Genomic DNA, 21,124 nt, shown 5'->3' with positions numbered 1-21,124 from the left:
CAGGTTCTTCAATGCCGGAAAAAAATGTTCGGTAGGGAAACAGTTGCGCCTATTGACAACGGGAATCATATCAACGCCCGTAACAGCAGAGTGTTTGTAGTGGGTTTGCCTGTGCTAGCGTAACTAAAAGCACATGCATAGGAGCGGAAAATATTTCCGGCTAATTGCGTTTGTTATAGGGCAACATACGATACCCTGAATATTTTGGAATGCCAGCTTTGCGATAAGAGACTTTCAGAGAGGAATAATAGAGGCCCGCCATGGCGGCTTACTTAACCCCGCTAATTATTCGCAACTATATTTAACTTGCTCTCATAGTATGGCTGCGACCTGACATTTTTCTTTATTAAGCTAGATGACGTGCGTGGGTTATAAAGCACTTGCTTGATCTGCTTCCCTGCCGATTTTAAGTAAGATTCCACAGCAAGATTATGAGGTTGCTTCCCCCAGTCTTCGCCAATCACAAAAACATCAGCATTCAGCTCTTTACAACCAGACACATATTCAAGTTCATCGTAAGGGCGCACAATATCAACACAGCGCAACGCTTTTAGCATTTCCATTCGTTGATCAAGCGGAATGACAGGAACATTGGGCTTGTAAGAATTTACAACACGATCTGAAGCAACGCCAACAGCCAGAACTCCACCTAAAGATTTACAGTATTCTAGTAAAGCCAGATGTCCCACATGCAACAAATCAAAAGTACCAACAGTATATATAATCATGCGTTATTTATTCCTCAATAAATAATTATCAATGCCGCTTTAGCGACAGTTTTACCAGTGCTTATACCGGTTACAAAAGCTTCCACGCATAAATTCCTGTTATTCCAAGCGTGTAAAACGCCAACAAAAATACATTTCGCGGGTTACCTGAGAGTTTGGGAGTTTTAATTTGAGATACATTGAGCGCAGCAAGGCCTAGACCACTGACATATAAAACGATGGAGAATATTCCACTAGGAAGAATGCCTTCTAAAATGAATATAAAAACATATACAATGTTGTTGTTATCCAGCGCTAACCCTGTGTATTTAGACTCATCAGATAGACCGAAGGTACTGAAGTAACTTAGTCGAATAGCACTGGCGGCCAGAACAATAAAAGCAACAGGTAAAAAGGCAGGGCTGAACTGGCCATAACTCAGCAAGAGAATAGCGGGAGCAACGCCATAGCTGACAATATCTATAACCAGATCGAGTTGACCACCAAATATTCGGTCATTGCCGGTGCGCCCTTTCATTCTTCGTGCAACTAGGCCGTCGGCCCAATCAAAGGCAACAGCCCAGATCATGCCAATCATTGCTGCGTAGTAAACGCCAATAATACTGAAATATATCGCTAAAATTGTGCAGGCCAATCCGGCAAGTGAACACACGTTAGGGAGGTCTTTCACATAAGAAATAATAGCAGGCTGTAGCTCGTGGGTTTTTTCACTGCTTGTGGTCATGGTGCTCCTAAAAGACAATAGTACAAATCAAGGGTAAACCTATTTCAGGATAAAAAAGCGCGCACAGCATCTCTCTGCTTAAATAACAGAGTTATACTAAAATTTGGCGGCTCTCATTAAAAATTGAGAAACGGAAAAATAGGTGCTATTAATCGCTTCTATTCGCTTGCTAGCAAATGGAAACGCAATTAAGGAGGATGGAGGCGTGTGGCCAGCAGGCTCGATAAGGGAACTCTAACCGAGAAACTATACGCTCTATTTGGCCAAGAACAAAGCAGTTTGATTTTTATTTACGGGTCTTGTATCGCTTAGATACTAGAAACACACTCTGGAAAGTTAAAACGGGACTCTATATTGCCCTATAACGCCTTTAGCGCAAAACAAACTCTGGAACGGAGGTCCAGCCGAAGGCGAACATGGCTAAACTTGTTAACGCTTTTCATCGTACTCTGACCAGCGCCACTCACTAGTAGCTTTTAGGTTGTTGTTTCTAGCAATAATTTCAATTTCTTTGACTAGCCCTTCAACACTGCCTTCCGTCCAGTTGTCCCACTCGAATATGAGACGACAACCGTTCTTTTTTAACTTTACGCTGCCTTAGTCTATCCAAGCATCAAACCCATCGTAAACATAAGTCTTCTTCCAACCTGATGAGATCAATGAGCTGATTGAACTGGTCTGTAGGAATATCCTTGATAGTTGAATGCCCAAGCAACTTAAACTTTAGCTTCGAGCAATATCTTAGAGTTTTCGTAACCTTTTTCATTATGGCCTTAACGCTTATTATCGAGAATGCCGCATATGTAAATCAGCACCCGCCAAATAAAATCCTTCTGTACCGAACCTAACGCATTGATTTTAAGTGCTTAAGGTTGAGTGTGTTTTCGCCCTGACTAACCGTTGCTAAACAAAGCGAGACTTGATTTATCGCGACCAAATTTGCTTCCTATTAAATGCTGAACCCGATGATTTTTTCAACATGTAATCAACCAGTTAGTGATTAAGGTCAGTTTTAGCGAGAATCGGTGATTTTAGATAAAAGGAAGCCGAAGATTGTATTAAAGACCAATGTGACGTGTTGCGGTACGCAATAGAATGAGACAACGCTGCCATTATTGGCTAGTTGGCTAGTTGGCTAGTTGGCTAGTTGGCTAGTTGGCTAGATGGCTAGATGGAAAATAAAGATGGGAAAACGGCGCCGGTATGATGTGGCGCCGTTTGTTGTGTTGACTTATTTAGTTCGCAACTGTGGATGCGTTGCGGGTCGAATGAGCGGATATAGCGCGTTTTAACCCGTAGCCAGCTATGCATAACGCCATGCTGCTTAGCAAAGCGCCTGTGCCAAACAACATGATTGATCCGGTCGCTTCTGTTGTTTGAACAAAGCCATGGGCAGCACCAAACAAGGCAAGGGCAGAAATACTAATAGTTTCTAACACGCGGTGTTTGCCAAGGCACAAGCCCGCAACTGGCACCAATACGAGCGATGCAAGTAACAGGTACTCAATACTCGCGGGTAGGGCCACCACATTTGCCAGCAACATGCCGCCAACAAAACTTAAGCCAACCATAGCAAGAAGTTGCTTACCTTTCTTGGCACTGAGGCCTGCGGCTACGACACCGATCAGTAACATGGTGATGAGATGATCAAGACCGGTAAATGGGTGTATTAAGCCGCTATACCAATGCGCGGTAGCGTGGCTGCCTTGATGCGCTAAAGCGACCGGCATGGTGAATACACTGGCGATGCTAATTGCGGCAATTGATAGTTTGTTAGGTTTCATATGTTTGTCCTTTTTAAGCCGTTACTGCTGGTTCTACCGCAACCGTGTAATCACGTTTAGCAAGCATGCCTTGGTTAACGATGAAGTCGATAATAGTGGCCACACCGTCGCCACGCATAAAGTTGGTAAATACGAACGGGCGCTCGCCACGCATTTTGCGGGCATCGCGATCCATCACGTCGAGCGACGCATTAACCATGGGCGCCAAGTCCGTTTTGTTGATAATCAATAAGTCCGATTTGGTAATGCCGGGGCCACCTTTGCGGGGGATTTTGTCGCCGGCGCAGACATCAATGACGTACAAGGTTAAGTCTGATAATTCCGGTGAGAAGGTGGCGCTAAGGTTATCGCCGCCACTCTCCACCAATACCAATTCAAGTTCTGGGTGGCGCTCTTGTAATTCATCAATGGCGGCCAGATTCATCGATGCATCTTCTCGAATGGCAGTATGCGGGCAACCGCCGGTTTCTACGCCCATAATGCGATCAGCCGCCAGTGCGTCGTTGCGCAACAAGAATTCGGCGTCTTCTTTGGTATAAATGTCGTTGGTTACAACGGCAATGTTGTACTGATGGCGCAGTGCGGCGCAGAGCTGACGCAATAATGCTGTTTTACCTGAGCCAACTGGGCCGCCGACTCCGACGCGTAAACATTGGGTGCTCATATTAACTCCTGAATAGTCGAGAATATTGGGTTTCATGCCAGGCGCTAACCATGGCTAAATTAGGTAGGGTCATGCCGATTTGTTCATCGGTAACGGCAAGTCCATGTTGCACACTTGTCTCAATGGCGGGCATCAGCGCGAGTAGCGTTTGTTGCGCTGGCGTTTGCCCAAGTGGAATGGTTTTGCAAGCCACTGTGATTTGATTTTCCAACCAGCTCCAAAGCCAGCTACACAAACCTGATTCCAGCTCAATGTCATAGTGGGCTAGGGCATAAGCAAACATGGGTAAGTAGCCCAAACCTTTTGCTTGGCTTGGCAAATTGCAATCGAGGCTGCTGAGTAAGCGATGCAGGGTACTCCCAAGTTGCAATTCTTCTTTGAGTAATTCGGCGCTGTCACGGTTGGCAAGCAGCACGGCTTGCCAGTGATTAATAGCGGCGTAATCTTGCTGCTGCCAGGCGCTATAGCAACGGCTAAGCAATGGCACTTCGAGCTGTGACAAGCTGAATCGAAGTTGCGGTTCAAGCCAAGCCAGCAAGCTTTTCTCGTCGGTCACCCAATCAAGATCAACCGCGGTTTCCAACCCTTGGCTATAGGCAAATGCGCCAATGGGTAAGCTTGGGCTGGATAGGTGCAAAAGTGATAACAGTTGCTGGTGCTTCATGCGTGACTGTGCTCGTGTGAGTGCTGGTGTTGGTGATCGTCGTCATGAGCGTGACCATGACCATGGTGGTGCCCACCTAGCCCCTGTGCATAGGCGCCATTTTCAGGATCGAAGCCGCCGTGAACAGTCGTGACGGTTAAACCGAGCATCTCTACCATTTGCTCAAGCACGTGATCGGGCTGAAAACGCAACCACATGTCGCCAACTTGTAGCGGCGTGTGGCGGTTACCTAAGTGGTAACAGGCTTTGGCGAATGTCAGCCAATCACTCGCCTTGGCTTGACTCAGCTCTTCTGGCGCCGCTTTGACTAAAAAATTATGGCCGCATTCACTTTGGAGGTAGTCACCCTCACGCAGCACTTCGCCCCGTGTTAAAAAAACGCCAACCTCTTTGCCTGTAATGGTGGTTGCTTTGAATCGACCACGTTGGCGCGTTTCAAAAGGAAGCGATAAAAAATCGAGTACTTTGCCGTGGCAGTGATCGGATTTTGATATGAGTTTGTACATCTGCAATTCCTTCAATCTGGCACTGTTAAAACAAGCAATATCGCTGAGCTAATGGCAGTTCAGTTGCGGGTTCGCAAATGAGCGGTACGCCATCGGCTTTCACTTCATAAGTTTGCGCATCTACTGTTACATCTGGTTTCGCTGCGTTGTGGATCATGGCTTCTTTAAACGCTTTGCGTGCGCCAATGCATGGCACTAACTTGCGTTTGACGCCGATGGTTTCGGCCAAGCCTTTGTCAATGGACGCTTGGCTGACAAAGTACACAGAAGTTTTTGCTGCAGCGGCGCCAAACCCGCCAAACATATAGCGGTAATGAACCGGTTGTGGCGTTGGAATGGATGCATTGGCATCGCCCATAGGGGCTGCGGCAATAAAACCACCTTTAATAATTAGCGACGGTTTTATGCCAAAAAAAGCAGGTTTCCAGAGCACTAAATCGGCCATTTTGCCAACTTCAACGGAGCCCACTAGGTGGTCAATGCCATGGGTGATCGCTGGGTTAATGGTGTACTTTGCAATGTAACGTTTGGCGCGATAGTTGTCGCAACCCAAAGCTTCATCTTCAGGTAACAGGCCGCGCTGAACTTTCATTTTGTGGGCCGTTTGCCACGTGCGACAAATGACTTCGCCAACCCGACCCATGGCTTGTGAATCTGAGGCAATCATTGAAAATGCGCCCATGTCATGCAGTATGTCTTCGGCGGCAATGGTTTCTTTGCGAATCCGTGAATCGGCAAAAGCCACGTCTTCAGGAATATTCGGATCTAAGTGATGACAAACCATCAACATGTCGAGATGTTCATCGACGGTATTGATGGTGTAGGGGCGCGTTGGGTTTGTCGACGAGGGCAGTACGTTTGATTCGCCACATGCCTTAATAATATCGGGCGCATGACCCCCGCCAGCACCTTCGGTGTGATAGGTGTGAATGCAACGACCTTTAAATGCCGCGAGCGTATCTTCAACAAATCCGGATTCATTCAATGTGTCGGTATGAATGGCGACCTGCACATCGTATTGTTCGGCAACCGTCAGGCAGTTATCGATGGACGCCGGGGTTGTGCCCCAATCTTCATGCAGTTTGAGGCCGCATGCGCCGGCATCAAGTTGTTCGGCTAATGGCGCTGGCAGGCTGGCGTTACCTTTACCCAAAAAACCAAAGTTCATGGGTAAGTCATCACAGCTTTCAAACATTCGCTGTAAATTCCACGCGCCAGGCGTGCAGGTGGTTGCATTGGTTCCTGTCGCTGGCCCTGTGCCACCGCCTAACATGGTGGTGGTGCCCGACATCAGGGCTTCTTCAACTTGTTGTGGGCAAATGAAGTGAATGTGCGAATCAACACCACCTGCCGTTAAAATTTGGCCTTCGCCTGCAATCACTTCGGTACTGGCACCAATGTGGATGTCGACGCTGGGTTGAGTGTCGGCATTACCGGCTTTGCCAATGGCCGCAACTAAGCCATCTTTAATGCCAACATCAGCTTTGATAATGCCCCAATGATCAAGGATTAGCGCGTTGGTAATGACACAATCCATCACCTCAGCGCGGCATTTTTGGCCTTGGCCCATTCCATCCCGTATGACTTTGCCGCCGCCGAATTTTACTTCGTCGCCGTATTGGGTTTTGTCATCTTCAACTTCAATCCATAACTCGGTATCAGCAAGGCGAACCCGATCACCTGTGGTTGGCCCATACATGTCGGCATAAGCTTTTCTGGAAATACGGCTCATGATGCTGCCTCCGAATCACTACTTTCGTTCTGGTCCAATGGCCCCATAACGTCACCGCGAAAACCGTATACGGTTTGCGATCCGGCATAAGCAACCAACTCGACCTGCCGATTTTGTGCAGGTTCGAAGCGAACAGCGGTACCCGCTGGAATATTCAGCCGCATGCCACGGGCTTTGCTTCGGTCAAATTCCAAGGCTGGATTGGCCTCAAAAAAATGGTAATGGCTGCCAACCTGAACCGGGCGATCGCCGTGATTGACCACGCTAATCGTGATGGTTGGGCGGCCGGAATTCAGTTCAATGTCGTCGCCGCGTAATTGGTATTCACCGGGGATCATCGCCAGCTCCTATTGAATGGGATCGTGCACGGTGACCAGTTTGGTCCCGTCTGGAAAGGTCGCTTCAACTTGAACTTCATGGATGAGTTCAGCGACGCCAGGCATCAAGTCGGCATGGGTTAGGATATGGCGTCCTTCAGACATCAATTGAGCCACACTTTTGCCGTCGCGGGCGCCTTCCATAATGGCAGCGGATATCAGTGCGATAGATTCCGGGTAGTTGAGTTTGGTGCCGCGGGCTAAACGCCGCTCGGCCAGCAGTGCTGCGGTAAACAGCAGTAACTTGTCTTTATCTCTGGGCGACAATTCCATGCGCAGTTCCTACTAAAAAATTCGCTAACGATTAGGCTATCGGAACATCGCGAGGGAGTAAGTACGCTAATTGACGTAGTTTTTGTATTGGTGCTGGCTAAGACGCAACCAGTTTCGATTCGTTTGTTATTTGCAATTTGCAAATAACAACTCAAGGCAAAGGCTAATTAGGTACAAAAATAAGTTTAATCAGCATGTTGCACGTTGTGGAATGGTGTCTGCTCTAGTCCGTTTAGGTATTACGAACTGGACGCCAACATGACTAGAATACGAACGATACATGCATTAATTGGTCTTGGGTTTACTTCCTTGGCCAGCCCTCCGGCGCAAGCCACACCGTTTACTGAGTGTCCAACGCCAGCGTTTTTAGTACAAAAAAATGTCGCTGAAATGTTTGGCGTTAACTTAGCCACGGGCTATTACCAGACGCTCGCGTCAAATATGGGAACCTCAGGCAAACTCAATGCGATGGGCTTTAGCCTACATGACAACTACATGTATGGCTGGAGTCGCGAGCACAATACGCTGGTAAAAATTAACGCGGCTTATCAAATTGAACCGCTGACACTATCAGGTGATGCGCCCAACTTGTCGTTTTTTGTAGGCGATGTCGCGCTGGCAGAAAATGCGCATTATTTGTATATGCGAGGTGCGGGCAAAGGGCTTTATCGAGTCTCTTTGGAACAATCAGAACCTGGCTACTTACAGTGGCAGAAGCTGGTCGATGGTAGCGCCTTGAATCTGGCTATTTTCGATTTTGCGTTCCACCCCGACCGTCATGAACTGTACAGCGTCGATAACGCGGGCCGCTTGTGGTTGATTGACCCTGCAACGGGCAATGCCGAATCGTTAGGCAATGTAGGGCAAAGCGGGACCTTTGGCGCGGTGTACTTTGATGTGGAAGGAACCCTTTATATCAGCCGCAATCAGGATGGGTTGATCTTTCGGGTTGATGTGGATGCCGCAGCGCCAGTGGCCGAGTTGTTTGCCCAAGGCCCTGCTTCATCAAACAATGATGGCGCCCGCTGCGCTATTGCGCCTATTGTTGACCCTTCCACTGCCAATATAGATTTCGGCGATGCGCCAGCAAGCTACGGTACCTTATTGACCGATAACGGCGCGCGCCATCAGCTCGTGGAAGGTGGTATTCAACTAGGCGCCCATGTCGATGGCGAAGCCGACGCTAAAGTGCATCCTCAGTCCGATGATGTGGGATTTTGGTATGACGATGAAGATGGCGTCATTTTCATTTCGCCACTGCAAGCAGGGGCCGACTTTTTAATCATCCTGCAGGCGACGGCCAGTGGTTATGCAAGTGGTTGGTTCGACACCAACGGCAATGGCCAGTTTGATGACAACGAACAACTACTAACCGATACAGAAGTGGTTGCTGGCGATAACGTCTTGTTATTGACCGTGCCCGAGGATGCCGTTGAAGGCGAAACATGGGCGCGGATCCGCGTAGCCAGCGTCAGCGGTTTAGCAGCAACCGGTGGTGCGCCCGATGGCGAAGTGGAAGATCATGCCGTCTTCATTTCCGACCAAGATACCCAGGTCAGTTTTTATCCGGGGTTACAGCAACAAGCAACCGTGGCGTTTGAAGACAACTGGCCAATGACGGGCGACTACGATCTCAATGACTTAGTGGTGCGTTTTCAATCGCGCCAAATCAGCGATGCCAATAACAACATGGTGCGGTTGGAGCTCGAAGGCGAAGTTGTTGCAATGGGCGCTAGTTTCCACAACGGTTTGGCATTCCGATTACCGGGCGTGGCGTCTAACTCGATTGATCAGTCACTCATTCGCTTTGAGATCAATGGTCAGTTGCAATCAGATTCACCGCTTGAGCTGGGCACAGACGACGCAACGATTGTGCTCGCTTCCGATCTAAAACCCTATTTTGCTGACAGCAGTACGTGCGCGTTTTATCGCACCGAGCGGGACTGTACTGGAGCAGGGCAGTTTTCGTTTTCAATTCGCATTCCATTTGTCGAGGGGCTGAACTTAGCGGACTTTCCTGCGGCGCCTTACGATCCGTTTATCTTTGCGGCGGAGCTTAGCCGTGATCCAGCCTTGTTGAATGGCCCTCACCGAGGCTTAGAAATTCATCTAAAAAATCAGCAGCCAACACGCTTGGCCGACATTAATTTGTGGAACGTGTTGGATGATTTTTCCAACCCCAGCAGCGGTCTTTATTACCAAAGTGCCAATGGCATGCCATGGGCCATCGTCATCCCTTATCCGTGGCAGCACCCTGCAGAGCGGGTCGATGTGAGCGCAGCCTACCCAATGTTTGCCGAATTCGCCCAAAGCAGTGGTGCCACGAATAGCAACTGGTATTTACCCGCCAACGCTAAAACTGAATTGCTGTATTCCGCTGAAGGAGAAGCCCAATGAAACACTCAATTTTAATGTTGATCAGTGCGTTATCACTAGTTGCGTGCGGCGGAGGCGGCTCGGAATCGAACACGGCCAGTGCTGCAGTTAATTCATCATCCGGAGGAAACAACAATGGCCAATCATCTGGCGCTCAAACTCAAGTGGCACAAACAAACACAACCGATGACTCGGCAAGTGATGACACTGCCGCTTCCGACCAATCGTCATCCGCAACAACAGACACAGCAACCGAAGATCCGGTAACGTCACCTGTGATCAGCGCTGATTCTCCAACGGTTGTCAGTAACAGTGAGGATTTGACGATAGCGGCTGATTTCGGCTTCGACCACCAACAGCCTCTGGCCGTCACTATTGTGACTCGCCGCGCCGATGGGGCGCGCTATTTTGCCACGATTTGTGCGGCGGACGATTCGCAAGTTGAACTGACCGCTGATTACGGCCAATGCTTATGGCAAGCGACCCTAGTTGACGACACGACAGCCACAAATATTGTGCTGCCCGTTCATATCAATCGACTGGTTGCTGAGTTATGGCAAATCCAACAAGGCCAATATCAGGTGCAACGTTTAGCGCTGGATATTTATCAAAATTCCGCCACGGTAATGTTTTAGGAGATCATGATGAAACCTTGTATTTGGCTCATGTTAGACAGCCGAAACTCTGGTGGTATTGAAAGTCACGTTGGGCAACTTGCAAAAGGTTTAGATACGCGTGGCTATGACATTTGGGTGGTGTTTTGGCAGCTTTATCGAGCGGAGCATCCATTGCGTTCTGAGTTGCAGCAGCACGGTATTAAAACCTTAGTGCTGGGCGGCTCGGTGTGGCGTTATCTCCGAGCTGTGCGTAAATGTAAGCCCGCCATTATCCATACTCATGGCTATAAATCAGGGCTTATTTCGAGAGTATTTGGCTGGTTTATTAACGCGGAATTGGTTGCAAGTTTTCATGCTGGAGAAACGCCAAAAGGGCGCGTCTGGTGGTATGACTGGCTCGATCGTCAATCAGCTCATTGGTGCCAAACTCGTATTGCGGTAAGCCAACAAATCGCACGTCGGCTTAAATGCCAGGTGACGGTTATCGATAACTTTGTTGAACTCCCCAAAACGGCCAGTCATGTTACCGCAGACAAATCCACCATAGCCTTTGTTGGCCGGTTAGCGCACGAGAAAGCGCCTGAGCGCATTTTACAAATGGCGCGCTGCTTGCCCGAACAATCGTTTGATATCTATGGTGATGGCCCTTTGCGCGCCGAGTTGGTTGCCAATGCGCCAAACAATGTTCATTTTCATGGCGATATTGCCAACATGCAGGCGCACTGGCCCCATATTGGTCTGCTGTTACTACCAAGTCATGCCGAAGGCTTGCCGATGGTGGCGCTGGAGGCAATGGCGAGTGGCTGTAGTGTTATTGCCACGCCGGTTGGTGCATTGCCTGAATTGCTGCGACAGGTACACGGGTGCCAGCTCATTGAAGGTGACAACATTGAACTCTGGTGCCAGGCGATTATTCAGTGGCAGCAACGCGACGTGACGCAGCAACAGTGTGATGCGGCGGCGAGTATTGCGCGTGTTGAACAACAGTATTCAAGCGATGCCATTGTGCCGAAGTTTGAAGCCATTTACGCCAATGCCATTTACCCCAATGCAACTAACGCCTAAATAACGCTAAAACGTCACCAAAAATAGCCCCGTAATAGGGGCTTTGTTGTGTTTAGGCCGTTGTATAAATTTAAAAGGATGGCTTCAACAGCGCGATTAGTTCACGCGCTTGACGCGTGCTCGGTTGGAGCATGAAGGCGTGAACTTTTGCCTGCAAGGCGGCACCCATTCGGTTGGATGCTTGCGCGACATCGGATTTGGCATTGGCAATGCGTGCCAGTGCGCTGCGTTTGGCTGACGCATGGTTTGACAGGTTATTGGCATGGCGAGCCAAAATACGCTCTAACGCCTCTACCCGTAGACTTAGTTTGCTGCTTTCCGATCCTACCCGCATCAGGTAAGTCGTAGCGCAGTCACTGCTATATCCAATGGGCCCCGCGGCAGCTAGCTTTAACCACAAATCCCAATCTTCTGCAGATGGCAACGACACATCAAAACCGCCCACTTGCCAAATAGCATCGGTACGAACCATCACCGTCGATGTGCCAACACAATTGCAGCCAAAAAACACTTCAAAGGCGTTGTCGAGCGATTGAAAACCGTTTGATGCTTGCAACCTGTTCAATTGCCAAAATTCGAAGCAACTGCCGAGATCGCGAGATTGCTCATTAACATGACGGTAATCGGTAAAGCTTAATACTGTGGTCGGATTCGCTTCATGAAAGGCTAATTGGCGCTGCAATTTGGCGGGCTGCCAGTGGTCATCGGCATCGAGAAACGCGAGCCATTGGCCCTGTGCGACCTGAATTGCTGCATTTCGAGAGGGGGCAGGATGATGAACGTTGACGTGCATTGGTCGAATGCGCGAATCGTGTTGCGCTGCAACGGCTAACCACTCGCGGCTACCATCATTGGAGTCATCATCGGCAACGATAAGTTCCCAATCTGTCATCGTTTGAGCTTGGACACTTGCAACCGCTTGTTTTAAGTAAGCCAAACAATTGTGGTTTGGCATGATCACGCTACAGCGTGGTGCTTTACTCTGACGCATCTTAATCACCTCGGCATTGTAATTGCTTTGCTCTTTGCATGAACAAATCGCTAATAAGCAAGAGTGCAGAAGCTGTGCCAAATGAGTTAAGCAAGATACAAGCTCGATTACCGAACAGCGCTCCCCATGTGCTGGGGCTTGGGTCGGGCGCACTATTAATTAGTCTGCTGGTGATTGTTTCGTGCGGTTGGTATTGGTTGCCTAACCCACTGGTAGCGCTAGCTTTAGCTGTGATCCCGCCAGCAACTTACCTAATGCTGAAGTATCCCTTTGTTATGGTACTCGGGTTTGTTCTGTTGTCGTTTTTCAGGCTGCACGAGCTATATCCACCACTCATGGCATTACGCTTACCGCAGCTCTTTGCCATTGCCGCGATGGTTTCTATGGGCTGGCATTTGTTTGTAATTCGCAAAATGCAAATGTATTGGAATGCGGATTTGAGTTGGTTACTCGGCTTCTTTTTATTGTGTGCCTTGGGCGTGGTACTGGCCAGTAATCGGGGCGTGGCTATCAGTTATTTCAATGGCGTATTTAGCAAGATCGCATTGATGACGTTAGTGATTGCTTGGCTGCTTCGTAAACCCAATGACTTTAAACAGGCTGCCGTAGCATTTGTGATCGCCGGGGCGCTGGTCGCGTTGGTGGCGTTAAGTAACGCCGCTGCGGGTATTGAAATGGTAGAAGGTAATCGCGTCACTATTGGCCGTTCGTTTGGCTCGACCCTTGGCGACCCGAATGATCTGGCGCTGGTGCTTTTGTTTCCGCTGGGTTTTACCGTGGGGTTTATGTGCCACGCTCAAGGCTGGCGACGGATAACGGCATCTTGCGTTTTTATTTTGTTGATGATGGCCATCTTAGCAACCCAAAGCCGCGGTGGTTTGTTGGGCGTATTAACGGTGGTAGGGGTATTTGGCTGGCGGCGGGTTAACAATAAAGCGGTGTTGGTAATACTTGGGCTGTTAGCACTACTTGTACTGTTTGCCTTGGCTGGTATTGATCAGCGTTCATCTGGCGGGGCTGCAGAGCAGGGCGTTGATGAATCCGCTATGGGACGTATTTATGCCTGGCAAGCAGCTATTGCCATGGCCGTGCATGCCCCGTTCACTGGCGTTGGTTTAGATAACTTTTACGCCAATTATTATTTCTATTCTCCCCATTGGGATGGCAAGAATCACGCGGTTCACAGCACCTGGTTTGGCATATTGGCTGAAACTGGTTTTGTCGGGCTGACGGTATTTGTCGCTATTGTTTGGCGTATGGTTCGTCGCATTCGATCGGTAGTGACAGCTAAAGTGCAAAGCGCGGCGGTTCAAATGGTGGCCGAGTCGGTATTGGCTGGCTTATTAGGAACCATTGTTTCAGGAACGTTCTTAACACAAGGCTTTACTTGGCCCTTTTATATTTTCTTTGCCTTAATCGTCGCGCTTAAGCAATCTCAGCACCGATGACATGGTGCGCGTTGCAAAATGAGAATCAGACTTAACCTGCCTCAGAATCGACACAATTAATTCATTTAATACCTTGAAAGTAAAAGGTAATTTATATTTGGCCTGAGCTTTGCTCTTAACTTGTCTTTCGACTGAATTAGATTTGAATGACGAGTCTGAAGGAGCAAGTGATGGTAGCAACGACTGCAACACCTCATGATTCATCAACAACGTGGGCAGCCCAGCCGCAATTAGATGTGTCGGTCATTGTGCCCATTTACAATGCCGAGCAGTGGTTAAATGAAAGCCTCAATTCTTTATTGGCGCAAACCTATCGCTCGCTCGAAGTGATCTTGGTGGTTGATGCAGCGACTGACAATAGTCTTGCAATTTGTCAGCGCTATGTAGCTGTCGCGCCTCACCGATTCAGAGTCATCTCGCTGCCTTGTAACCAAGGCATATCTGCTGCGCGGAATATTGGTATTGCTGCTGCTCGCGGCAAATATATTGGCTTTGCCGATGCTGACGATTGGGTTCATCCCCAGATGTATCAATCTTTGGTTGAGTGCTTGGCACAACAGCAGGGGCGCTGGGCGCGTTGCAACATGCGTTCATTTGACTCGCTCCGAACGACCTCGGTTTCCATGCCATTAACACAGCATTACGAAGACACCTTCGTGACGAATAAACTGTTTGAAGCGGCGGCGCTCAACCGCTTGGGCATCAATTTTTATCCAGACGTTATTTTCGAAGATGAAGCATTTGTGTACCTCGTGAGAATGCTTGAAGGACCTGCCGCTGAGTGCCAATTTGACGGGTATTGGTATCGGCTAAACCCAGATGGAGCTTGCCGAGATCCTGCTAAAAACCGATTTAACCTGCTCGATAAGCAAGCCATGCTGTGTCGGTTTGTAGCTGATGCTGAACGTCGAGAGCTACTGCCCGAGCACAGTGACTTGTTACTTGAATGCCTTACCAATCACGCCCTAAGTGCGTTGTATTACCCAGTCAAACATGCCGACCGATGTGCTTTCTTTTTATTTATTGAAGCGCTGATTCATCGCTATAAATTACTACCGGGCAATCAGTTGCAACCGCATCACCAGCGCAGTTATGCAATCAGCCGTTTTTTTCGGTTTATCAAGGCTCCGCTAAGTTTGTGGCCGCTCGCTAGTTGGTGTCGCTTACGCGCGCGTTTCAACATCTTTACTGTGGCTCAATAAGGATTGCAAAGATGACTATTCCTACCCGCGAAAATAAGCCATTGGTCAGTGTGATTGTGCCTGTCTATAACACCGAACAATACCTCGTGCAGTGCCTACAAAGCCTATTGAAACAGAGTTTAACATCCATTGAAATTGTGGTTGTTAATGACGCCAGCCCCGATCAATGCGCTGCCATTTTGGCCCGTTACCAAGCTCAGTTTGATGGCCGTTTAATCGTCATTGAACATGACCGCAATCGAGGATTGGCATCTGCTAGAAATACAGGATTAGCGCACGCCAATGGCCAGTACATCGGCTTTGTGGATAGCGATGACTATGTTGCTCCCGATATGTATGAACACTTGGTGCGGGCGGCATTGACGCATCAAGCCGAGGTGGTTAGTTGCGGCATGGCGCTAGAAAGCGGTGAGCACCGTGAGCGATTGGTATTTAAGAGCGCGGTTGAGAACACATCTGCTTGTAATAAGTTATTCAGCCGACGCCTTATTCATCAGGCGCAACTTCGCTTTGCTGACGGTCAATTATTCGAAGATGAAGTGTTTGTACTTAAAGCCTTAATGACATCGTCGGCAATACATCAAGTGGCGCAACTCGGCTACATCTACCGTGCTAATCCAAACGGGATCTGTCGCAGCGAGGGGCAAGACAGCCAACGCTTGTTTGCCCGTATGCGAACCATGACTGACTTGCTCGTCAGCATAGAGCCGCAGCAGCAGGAAAATAGCCATCAGCAGTTACTGTTGTTAGCGCTGTGCCGCCATGCCATGTTACAGCTAAACACTAAGGTCAGTTGGCACGAGTTACGTGGCTATTGGCTGTACACCCATCACCTTATCGTTCGGTATGGGCTCGATCGTCACCACGAGGCGCTAGCCGATAACTACTTTGTGCGGTGCTTTAAGGTTGGCAGCGAACAACTGTTGCGCCTGTGGATGTGGCAACGAGTGCAGGGCGCAACGAGTTGGCTCAAAACCATCGTCAGATTTGGTAAAAGCTAAGATGATCCGGACGAGCTGGCATCAAATTGCGCTGTATGGCGCGCTTACCATGCTGCAAAAAGGCTTGGGTTTCATCTTGCTGCCAATCACCACTCGTTATCTTTCCGTTGCCGAATACGGCACCCTAGAGTTGATCATTATTACCCTAACACTGGCTTCATTGTTTGAGATTAGCGCTGGCGCATTACCTAAGTTGGCAGCCGACTCGAAGCAAGGTCTGCTAGCAACGGCGGTCAAACTAAGTAGTGGCTATGGCTTGTTGGTTGCGCTGGCTTGCTTGGCTTTAATTGCCGTGAATCCAGTACAAATCTATCACGCTGTCACCTGGTATCAGGGAAGCCTTATTGCGGTATGTGTTTGGTTAATGATGATGTTGTATCCGGTTCAAGTGTGGCTTCGGATTCAAAATAGAGCGGATCATTACTGCATGGTCGTTGCGGCGCAAACCCTAACCCAAGCCGTTGGCACTCTATCCGCTTTGTTTTTAGGTTGGGGTATTGATGGCATTTTGATGGCTAGTGTTGCCGCCAATCTGACCGCGCTTGTCATCGGTTTGTACCTGCTCCGAACACAGTGGCGGTTGCCAATGTGCCGCCAATTAATTGGTCAGATCGTAAGTTATCAATCGAGTTTGATTGGCGCATCGCTGGCACTATTTGTGATGTACGGACTCGATCGCATGGTCATCAGCCATTGGTTGGGTGCCGAGACGTTGGCGCACTACGGCATCATGCTCAAATTGACCGAGGCGATAGCGGTCGGTTTTGCAGTGTTTGAGCTGTGGTGGGGGCCAAAACGCTATGAGTTGGCACAATCGAAAGCCGGTCAAGCGCGCATTGTTGTTGTTCATCAAGTCGTGCTGGTGCTGTTGATGGCGAGCCTACTGATTGTATGTGCCATCGCTGAGCCAATACTACGCTGGTTACTGCCTGCCGAATATCTCTTAGGCCTCGCCTGGTTGCCTGCTTTGTTAATCATGTTGGGGTTTCGCCTTGCCACTAGTGTTCTTGATTTTGGCTGCTATACCCAGCAACGGCCTATTTGGTTGCCTCGAATTAATGCCGCATTCGCGGCAATGGCCATTGGGCTCTATATGTGGGTCGTGCCTATCTGGAGTATTGAAGGCTTGTTGTTGGCCAATGTCGTCGTGTATGGCACTCGTTTAGTGGTGTTTAGCTGGGTGAGTCAGCGTATTTTTAAACTCGATTACCCAATGCTATCGATGGTTGTTTCCATGACTATGTGCTGCTTGTGTTTGGCCAGTTGGGGATGGCTGCCCAGCTGGATAAGTTTGTTGATTGCAGCGTTCTGGCTATTAACAACGATGATGCTAATGCTGAGACGTTATGCCAGCCCCCCAGATCGCAACAGCGCATTAAACTAGTTTTTAATCATGGTGTGCATCTGGTTTGGGTAACTAACACTATCCAGTGTGAACCTACCTCGTGCTCATTTGCTGTTTAGTTCGCTTTCCCGTTCCGCTTTGTTACTGACGCTGTTTACCGATTTGCAGATTGCGAATAAGCAGCGTCAATGTGTGGCTGTAAACGCGTAACCTATTGAAATTGCGTTATTTGTCGATTTGGCAAGGTTCCTGCTCTCTATCGTTGTAGACGTATTGAGAGGAATCAAATGATGACAACATGGCTTGATAAAACCCGTTGCTGGATAAAACATTCAGACGCTAAACCGCTCCAAGCGTTAGTGAATCATGCGAAAGCATTACGCCTAGTGTCGTTACCCCGCTGGCGTATGGTGTTTGCTACTTGTTATACCCTCCGTCAGATAGTGATAGGCGCTTTGCACACCTGCTTACGGTTGTGCTGGTGGACGCCATTGTTTCGCGCCAAAGTGTTGGGAAGTTGCTGTCGTCTATACCTGTATTCTGGCATTCCATTGATCAGTGGCAAATTGCAATTGTATGTTGGCGATTCATGCCGGATATCTGGCCATACAACCTTTTCGGGCCGAAGTGATCGTCATATCGAGCCGGTCATTTATGTTGGCAACAATGTTGATATTGGCTGGCGAACCACTATTGCGGTGGGCCGCCGGGTGGAATTACATGACAACGTTCGTATCGCTGGCGAATGTTTTCTTGCTGGCTACCCGGGTCACCCATTAGATGCCAATAAACGCGCCCAAGGGTTACCTTGCGAGCAACAGCAAGTGGGCGACATAGTGCTGCAACGGGATGTGTGGCTGGCAACTGGCGTAAAGGTGATGGCGGGCGTATGTATTGGCGAAGGCACGGTTGTTGCCGCCGGTAGCGTTGTCTGTACAAGTTTGCCTGCTGGCGTGTTAGCGGGCGGAGTGCCTGCCAGAGTCATCCGTCGTTTGTCGGAGGGCGCCGCATGAGCTACTTCAACGATAAGCAAACGGCCTTATTAGTATTCGGCGAGGATTGGGGCCGCCACCCAAGCAGTACGCAACATATTGTGCGAGCGTTAGCCGAGCAGCGCCGCATCATTTGGGTCAATTCAATTGGTTTACGCAGGCCGCGTTTAAGTTGGCGAGATGGTTTACGCGTGTTGGAAAAACTCGCTAACTGGTGGCGCGGCACACAAACAAAAGCAAAACCAGTCGATACGCCAACAAAGATGACGGTGATCCAGCCGTTGGTGTTTCCTGCTGCACGTTCAACCTTGCTCCGTCGGCTCAACGTTTGGTTGGTGAACCGGCAAATTAACCGTGTACGTCGGCGGTTTCATATCCGCCAATTGGATTTGTGGATCTCGTTACCGACCGCTGTGGATTGGCTTGGCAGCCAAAGCGAGAGTCATAGTCTTTATTATTGTGGTGATGATTTTAGCGCGCTGGCGGGCGTTGACCACGCCCACGTAGCGCGTTGTGAAACGCAGTTAATCAGCCGTGTAAATACTGTTTGTGCTGCCAGTAAAACCATTCAGCAGCAACTGCAACAAAAGGCTGGGCGCCGTAAACAAGTGCAACTATTGCCCCATGGCGTTGATATACGTTTGTTTTCAAAACAGGTGCCTCGGCCTGAGCAATTACCGCCGCAAAAACTAATTGCCGGGTTTTACGGCAGTATTGCGAGCTGGTTGGATTTGCCGCTCATTAAAGCGCTGGCGCAAGCCATGCCAAATTGGCATTTCGTGCTCATGGGCAATGTTGAAACTGATGTAGAGATACTCCGCAACGTTAGCAACATTCAACTATTGCCAGCGGTTGCTCATCATCAGCTGCCAGGGCACGTGCAACATTGGCAAGCAGCCTTGCTACCGTTTCATGATTGCGCCCAAATTAAAGCCTGCAACCCACTCAAGTTGCGTGAGTATTTAGCCTCTGGTACACCGGTGATCAGCACGCCATTCCCAGCCCTTAAGCCTTATCGTGATGTTGTCCAACAAGCCAGTTCGTTGGCCCAGTGGCAGCTGGCTTTAGCGCGTTGCCAACGTCCGGTAACGCAACGTTGGCGGCGCCATCAACAGCTTGCTGTTGCAGCGGAAAGCTGGGATGTGCGGGCCCGTCAAATCAATCACTTGCTGCAAGTTAGTTGAGGGATTTGCGATGAATGAATTACTACCCCGAATTTACTTGTGGCTCGATGCGCTTTGGCGGCGCCGATATCTATTGGTGATGCCTACGCTTGTGCTGCCAATTATCGGTCTAGTTGTCGGCATGACAGCACCGAAAGTGTATCGCGCTCATACCACGCTACTCATTCAGGAGACCGCCAAGCTTAATCCATTTCTTGAAGATTTAGCGGTGTCGGCCAACCTCGATATGCGTATGAATGCGCTAACGACCTTGCTGCATAGCCGACACATGTTGACGGAAGTTGCCATCGCACAAAATTTGATTGACCAAAACAGCACAGCTGGCGAACGCGATTGGGTGATCCAACAACTGTCTGATGCGCTAACCGTGACGCAGATTGGCCCTGATGTGATCCGCATTGAGTATCGCGCTGAAAATGCCACGTCCATTGAGCCTGTCTTACAACAAGTCACTCAACGTTTTGTTGAAAACCTATTGGCACCGGAACGCTCATCGATACGCGAATCGGAACGATTTTTAGCGACTCATTTGGCGTTAAGCCGCGACCAGTTAGAGCTTGCTGAAATGGCATTAGCGCAATTTCGCTCTGACAACGCCAACGGCTTGCCTGAGTTGCATTCGGCGAATACAGAACGGTTGTCGCGCTTGCGTCAGAAGTTACTTGAACGGCAAGCCGAATTGTCGGGGGCAGAGCAAAGCCTCGGTTCATTAGATCAGCAACTGTCCCGCACGGATCCGGTGTTGGCGAGACTTGAAGAGCAAATCATCAGTCGCAAGGCCGAGTTGGTCTCATTCCGAGCGCGCTATACCGATGACCATTCAAAAATTCAGGCACTACAGCGAACCATTCGCCAATTACAACTGGAGCGAAGTAATGCGCTAAGCCAACGCAATGACATGAAGGAGGCAGATCAACAGCCAACATCGGCGCAAGCAGGGCTGCAGTTGGCGTTGTCGCTACAAGACAGTCAAGACGGATTGATGATGGTACAGCTTGAAGCGCTGCAAAATGCGCAGCAACGCGTTAACGGCCTGAGAGAAGAAGTTAAACAGCTACAAAATTTAGCCACCGCGCTGCAAGAGCAGGTGGGTTCCGTTGGCGATCAAGAACGTCAGCTTCTGTCGCTACAGCGCGATTTACGCGTAAAGCGGGGCCTCTATGAAGATCTGTTGCAGCGTTACGAAATGGCCAAAGTGACCGGCGCGCTCGGCAAATTTGAGCAATCCGAACGGATAAAAATTATTGATCGGCCGTTTACGCCCGGCCAACCAACGAACTTACCGCTGTGGTTATTTGTGATTGCAGGATTGATGGGTGGGTTAGGGCTCGGCGCCGGCTTGGTGCTGCTGTTTGAACTTAGCGATCCAACACTCCGCACCATTAACGATATTGAAGCCTTAACGGGCATTGCGGTTATTACCCGAATTCCCCCTCTGACGGAGCATTAAC

At 49.3% G+C, this 21,124-nt stretch carries 20 protein-coding genes; 10 read left to right on the top strand and 10 right to left on the bottom strand.

Going from position 1 to position 21,124, the window contains the following annotated elements:
• Positions 1 to 281: 281 nt before the first annotated feature.
• From K0504_RS15795 to ureA, 9 genes are all read right to left on the bottom strand, one after another.
• On the bottom strand, positions 282 to 728 hold the full coding sequence (locus K0504_RS15795; protein WP_220105123.1) for an adenylyltransferase/cytidyltransferase family protein: 447 nt from the start codon (positions 726 to 728) through the stop codon (positions 282 to 284).
• A gap of 70 nt (positions 729 to 798) precedes the next feature.
• Complete coding sequence (locus K0504_RS15790; protein WP_220105122.1) at positions 799 to 1,452, bottom strand: CDP-alcohol phosphatidyltransferase family protein; 654 nt, start codon at positions 1,450 to 1,452, stop codon at positions 799 to 801.
• Positions 1,453 to 2,687: 1,235 nt separating this feature from the next.
• A complete protein-coding gene (locus tag K0504_RS15785; protein ID WP_220105121.1) occupies positions 2,688 to 3,236 on the bottom strand; it encodes a HupE/UreJ family protein in 549 nt (182 codons plus the stop codon).
• Between the two features lie 13 nt (positions 3,237 to 3,249).
• The gene (ureG, locus tag K0504_RS15780) at positions 3,250 to 3,900 is read right to left on the bottom strand and encodes an urease accessory protein UreG (protein WP_220105120.1); all 651 of its coding nucleotides are present in this window, start codon (positions 3,898 to 3,900) and stop codon (positions 3,250 to 3,252) included.
• A 1-nt stretch (position 3,901) separates the two neighbouring features.
• Entirely contained in the window at positions 3,902 to 4,564 is a 663-nt protein-coding gene (locus K0504_RS15775; RefSeq protein WP_220105119.1) for an urease accessory protein UreF, read from the bottom strand.
• A complete protein-coding gene (ureE, locus tag K0504_RS15770) occupies positions 4,561 to 5,070 on the bottom strand; it encodes an urease accessory protein UreE (RefSeq protein WP_220105118.1) in 510 nt (169 codons plus the stop codon). The genes K0504_RS15775 and ureE overlap by 4 nt, the downstream gene beginning before the upstream one ends.
• 25 nt (positions 5,071 to 5,095) lie before the next feature.
• The gene (gene ureC, locus K0504_RS15765; protein WP_220105117.1) at positions 5,096 to 6,802 is read right to left on the bottom strand and encodes an urease subunit alpha; all 1,707 of its coding nucleotides are present in this window, start codon (positions 6,800 to 6,802) and stop codon (positions 5,096 to 5,098) included.
• On the bottom strand, positions 6,799 to 7,140 hold the full coding sequence (locus tag K0504_RS15760) for an urease subunit beta (protein WP_220105116.1): 342 nt from the start codon (positions 7,138 to 7,140) through the stop codon (positions 6,799 to 6,801). The genes ureC and K0504_RS15760 overlap by 4 nt, the downstream gene beginning before the upstream one ends.
• Before the next feature lie 9 nt (positions 7,141 to 7,149).
• Complete coding sequence (ureA, locus tag K0504_RS15755; RefSeq protein ID WP_220105115.1) at positions 7,150 to 7,452, bottom strand: urease subunit gamma; 303 nt, start codon at positions 7,450 to 7,452, stop codon at positions 7,150 to 7,152.
• Between the two features lie 258 nt (positions 7,453 to 7,710).
• Here ureA and K0504_RS15750 point away from each other — a divergent pair, with 258 nt between their 5' ends.
• The 3 genes from K0504_RS15750 to K0504_RS15740 are packed head-to-tail and all read left to right on the top strand — an operon-like array spanning position 7,711 to position 11,510.
• Positions 7,711 to 9,849, top strand: coding sequence for an LruC domain-containing protein (locus K0504_RS15750; protein WP_220105114.1), 2,139 nt, complete (start codon positions 7,711 to 7,713; stop codon positions 9,847 to 9,849).
• Complete coding sequence (locus K0504_RS15745) at positions 9,846 to 10,463, top strand: hypothetical protein (protein ID WP_220105113.1); 618 nt, start codon at positions 9,846 to 9,848, stop codon at positions 10,461 to 10,463. Before K0504_RS15750 ends, K0504_RS15745 begins: the two co-directional genes overlap by 4 nt.
• A 9-nt stretch (positions 10,464 to 10,472) precedes the next feature.
• Complete coding sequence (locus K0504_RS15740) at positions 10,473 to 11,510, top strand: glycosyltransferase family 4 protein (RefSeq protein ID WP_220105112.1); 1,038 nt, start codon at positions 10,473 to 10,475, stop codon at positions 11,508 to 11,510.
• A gap of 70 nt (positions 11,511 to 11,580) precedes the next feature.
• Here K0504_RS15740 and K0504_RS15735 read toward each other — a convergent pair whose 3' ends face one another.
• Complete coding sequence (locus K0504_RS15735) at positions 11,581 to 12,501, bottom strand: glycosyltransferase family 2 protein (RefSeq protein ID WP_220105111.1); 921 nt, start codon at positions 12,499 to 12,501, stop codon at positions 11,581 to 11,583.
• Between the two features lie 38 nt (positions 12,502 to 12,539).
• On the opposite strand from K0504_RS15735, the gene K0504_RS15730 reads away from it, so the two are divergent.
• The 7 genes from K0504_RS15730 to K0504_RS15700 all read left to right on the top strand — a co-directional run bounded on the left by K0504_RS15730 (position 12,540) and on the right by K0504_RS15700 (position 21,123).
• Positions 12,540 to 13,949 carry an O-antigen ligase family protein gene (locus tag K0504_RS15730; protein WP_220105110.1) on the top strand — a complete coding sequence of 470 codons (1,410 nt, stop codon included), beginning with the start codon at positions 12,540 to 12,542 and terminating at the stop codon, positions 13,947 to 13,949.
• 170 nt (positions 13,950 to 14,119) lie between these two features.
• The gene (locus K0504_RS15725) at positions 14,120 to 15,151 is read left to right on the top strand and encodes a glycosyltransferase family 2 protein (protein ID WP_220105109.1); all 1,032 of its coding nucleotides are present in this window, start codon (positions 14,120 to 14,122) and stop codon (positions 15,149 to 15,151) included.
• An 11-nt stretch (positions 15,152 to 15,162) separates the two neighbouring features.
• On the top strand, positions 15,163 to 16,152 hold the full coding sequence (locus K0504_RS15720) for a glycosyltransferase family 2 protein (RefSeq protein ID WP_220105108.1): 990 nt from the start codon (positions 15,163 to 15,165) through the stop codon (positions 16,150 to 16,152).
• A 1-nt stretch (position 16,153) separates the two neighbouring features.
• Positions 16,154 to 17,536 (top strand): lipopolysaccharide biosynthesis protein, encoded by a 1,383-nt coding sequence (locus tag K0504_RS15715; protein ID WP_220105107.1) that lies wholly within the window; start codon positions 16,154 to 16,156, stop codon positions 17,534 to 17,536.
• 248 nt (positions 17,537 to 17,784) lie between these two features.
• On the top strand, positions 17,785 to 18,510 hold the full coding sequence (locus tag K0504_RS15710) for an acyltransferase (protein WP_220105106.1): 726 nt from the start codon (positions 17,785 to 17,787) through the stop codon (positions 18,508 to 18,510).
• Positions 18,507 to 19,673, top strand: a complete 1,167-nt coding sequence (locus K0504_RS15705; protein ID WP_220105105.1) for a glycosyltransferase family protein — start codon at positions 18,507 to 18,509, stop codon at positions 19,671 to 19,673. Before K0504_RS15710 ends, K0504_RS15705 begins: the two co-directional genes overlap by 4 nt.
• A gap of 10 nt (positions 19,674 to 19,683) precedes the next feature.
• On the top strand, positions 19,684 to 21,123 hold the full coding sequence (locus K0504_RS15700) for a GNVR domain-containing protein (RefSeq protein ID WP_220105104.1): 1,440 nt from the start codon (positions 19,684 to 19,686) through the stop codon (positions 21,121 to 21,123).
• Position 21,124 lies beyond the last annotated feature (1 nt).

The organism is Neiella holothuriorum (assembly GCF_019457915.1).
GTDB classification, from domain to species: domain Bacteria; phylum Pseudomonadota; class Gammaproteobacteria; order Enterobacterales; family Neiellaceae; genus Neiella; species Neiella holothuriorum.
Note: the sequence above shows the minus strand (reverse complement) of the source record. Positions and strands in the feature narration are given on the sequence as shown.

What these genes read in the sequence shown, in the direction of transcription:
- K0504_RS15795 (WP_220105123.1), bottom strand. Translation starts at nt 728, where the DNA reads ATGATTATATATACTGTTGGTACTTTTGATTTGTTGCATGTGGGACAT.
- K0504_RS15790 (WP_220105122.1), bottom strand. Translation starts at nt 1,452, where the DNA reads ATGACCACAAGCAGTGAAAAAACCCACGAGCTACAGCCTGCTATTATT.
- K0504_RS15785 (WP_220105121.1), bottom strand. Translation starts at nt 3,236, where the DNA reads ATGAAACCTAACAAACTATCAATTGCCGCAATTAGCATCGCCAGTGTA.
- ureG (WP_220105120.1), bottom strand. Translation starts at nt 3,900, where the DNA reads ATGAGCACCCAATGTTTACGCGTCGGAGTCGGCGGCCCAGTTGGCTCA.
- K0504_RS15775 (WP_220105119.1), bottom strand. Translation starts at nt 4,564, where the DNA reads ATGAAGCACCAGCAACTGTTATCACTTTTGCACCTATCCAGCCCAAGC.
- ureE (WP_220105118.1), bottom strand. Translation starts at nt 5,070, where the DNA reads ATGTACAAACTCATATCAAAATCCGATCACTGCCACGGCAAAGTACTC.
- ureC (WP_220105117.1), bottom strand. Translation starts at nt 6,802, where the DNA reads ATGAGCCGTATTTCCAGAAAAGCTTATGCCGACATGTATGGGCCAACC.
- K0504_RS15760 (WP_220105116.1), bottom strand. Translation starts at nt 7,140, where the DNA reads ATGATCCCCGGTGAATACCAATTACGCGGCGACGACATTGAACTGAAT.
- ureA (WP_220105115.1), bottom strand. Translation starts at nt 7,452, where the DNA reads ATGGAATTGTCGCCCAGAGATAAAGACAAGTTACTGCTGTTTACCGCA.
- K0504_RS15750 (WP_220105114.1), top strand. Translation starts at nt 7,711, where the DNA reads ATGACTAGAATACGAACGATACATGCATTAATTGGTCTTGGGTTTACT.
- K0504_RS15745 (WP_220105113.1), top strand. Translation starts at nt 9,846, where the DNA reads ATGAAACACTCAATTTTAATGTTGATCAGTGCGTTATCACTAGTTGCG.
- K0504_RS15740 (WP_220105112.1), top strand. Translation starts at nt 10,473, where the DNA reads ATGAAACCTTGTATTTGGCTCATGTTAGACAGCCGAAACTCTGGTGGT.
- K0504_RS15735 (WP_220105111.1), bottom strand. Translation starts at nt 12,501, where the DNA reads ATGCGTCAGAGTAAAGCACCACGCTGTAGCGTGATCATGCCAAACCAC.
- K0504_RS15730 (WP_220105110.1), top strand. Translation starts at nt 12,540, where the DNA reads ATGAACAAATCGCTAATAAGCAAGAGTGCAGAAGCTGTGCCAAATGAG.
- K0504_RS15725 (WP_220105109.1), top strand. Translation starts at nt 14,120, where the DNA reads ATGGTAGCAACGACTGCAACACCTCATGATTCATCAACAACGTGGGCA.
- K0504_RS15720 (WP_220105108.1), top strand. Translation starts at nt 15,163, where the DNA reads ATGACTATTCCTACCCGCGAAAATAAGCCATTGGTCAGTGTGATTGTG.
- K0504_RS15715 (WP_220105107.1), top strand. Translation starts at nt 16,154, where the DNA reads ATGATCCGGACGAGCTGGCATCAAATTGCGCTGTATGGCGCGCTTACC.
- K0504_RS15710 (WP_220105106.1), top strand. Translation starts at nt 17,785, where the DNA reads ATGATGACAACATGGCTTGATAAAACCCGTTGCTGGATAAAACATTCA.
- K0504_RS15705 (WP_220105105.1), top strand. Translation starts at nt 18,507, where the DNA reads ATGAGCTACTTCAACGATAAGCAAACGGCCTTATTAGTATTCGGCGAG.
- K0504_RS15700 (WP_220105104.1), top strand. Translation starts at nt 19,684, where the DNA reads ATGAATGAATTACTACCCCGAATTTACTTGTGGCTCGATGCGCTTTGG.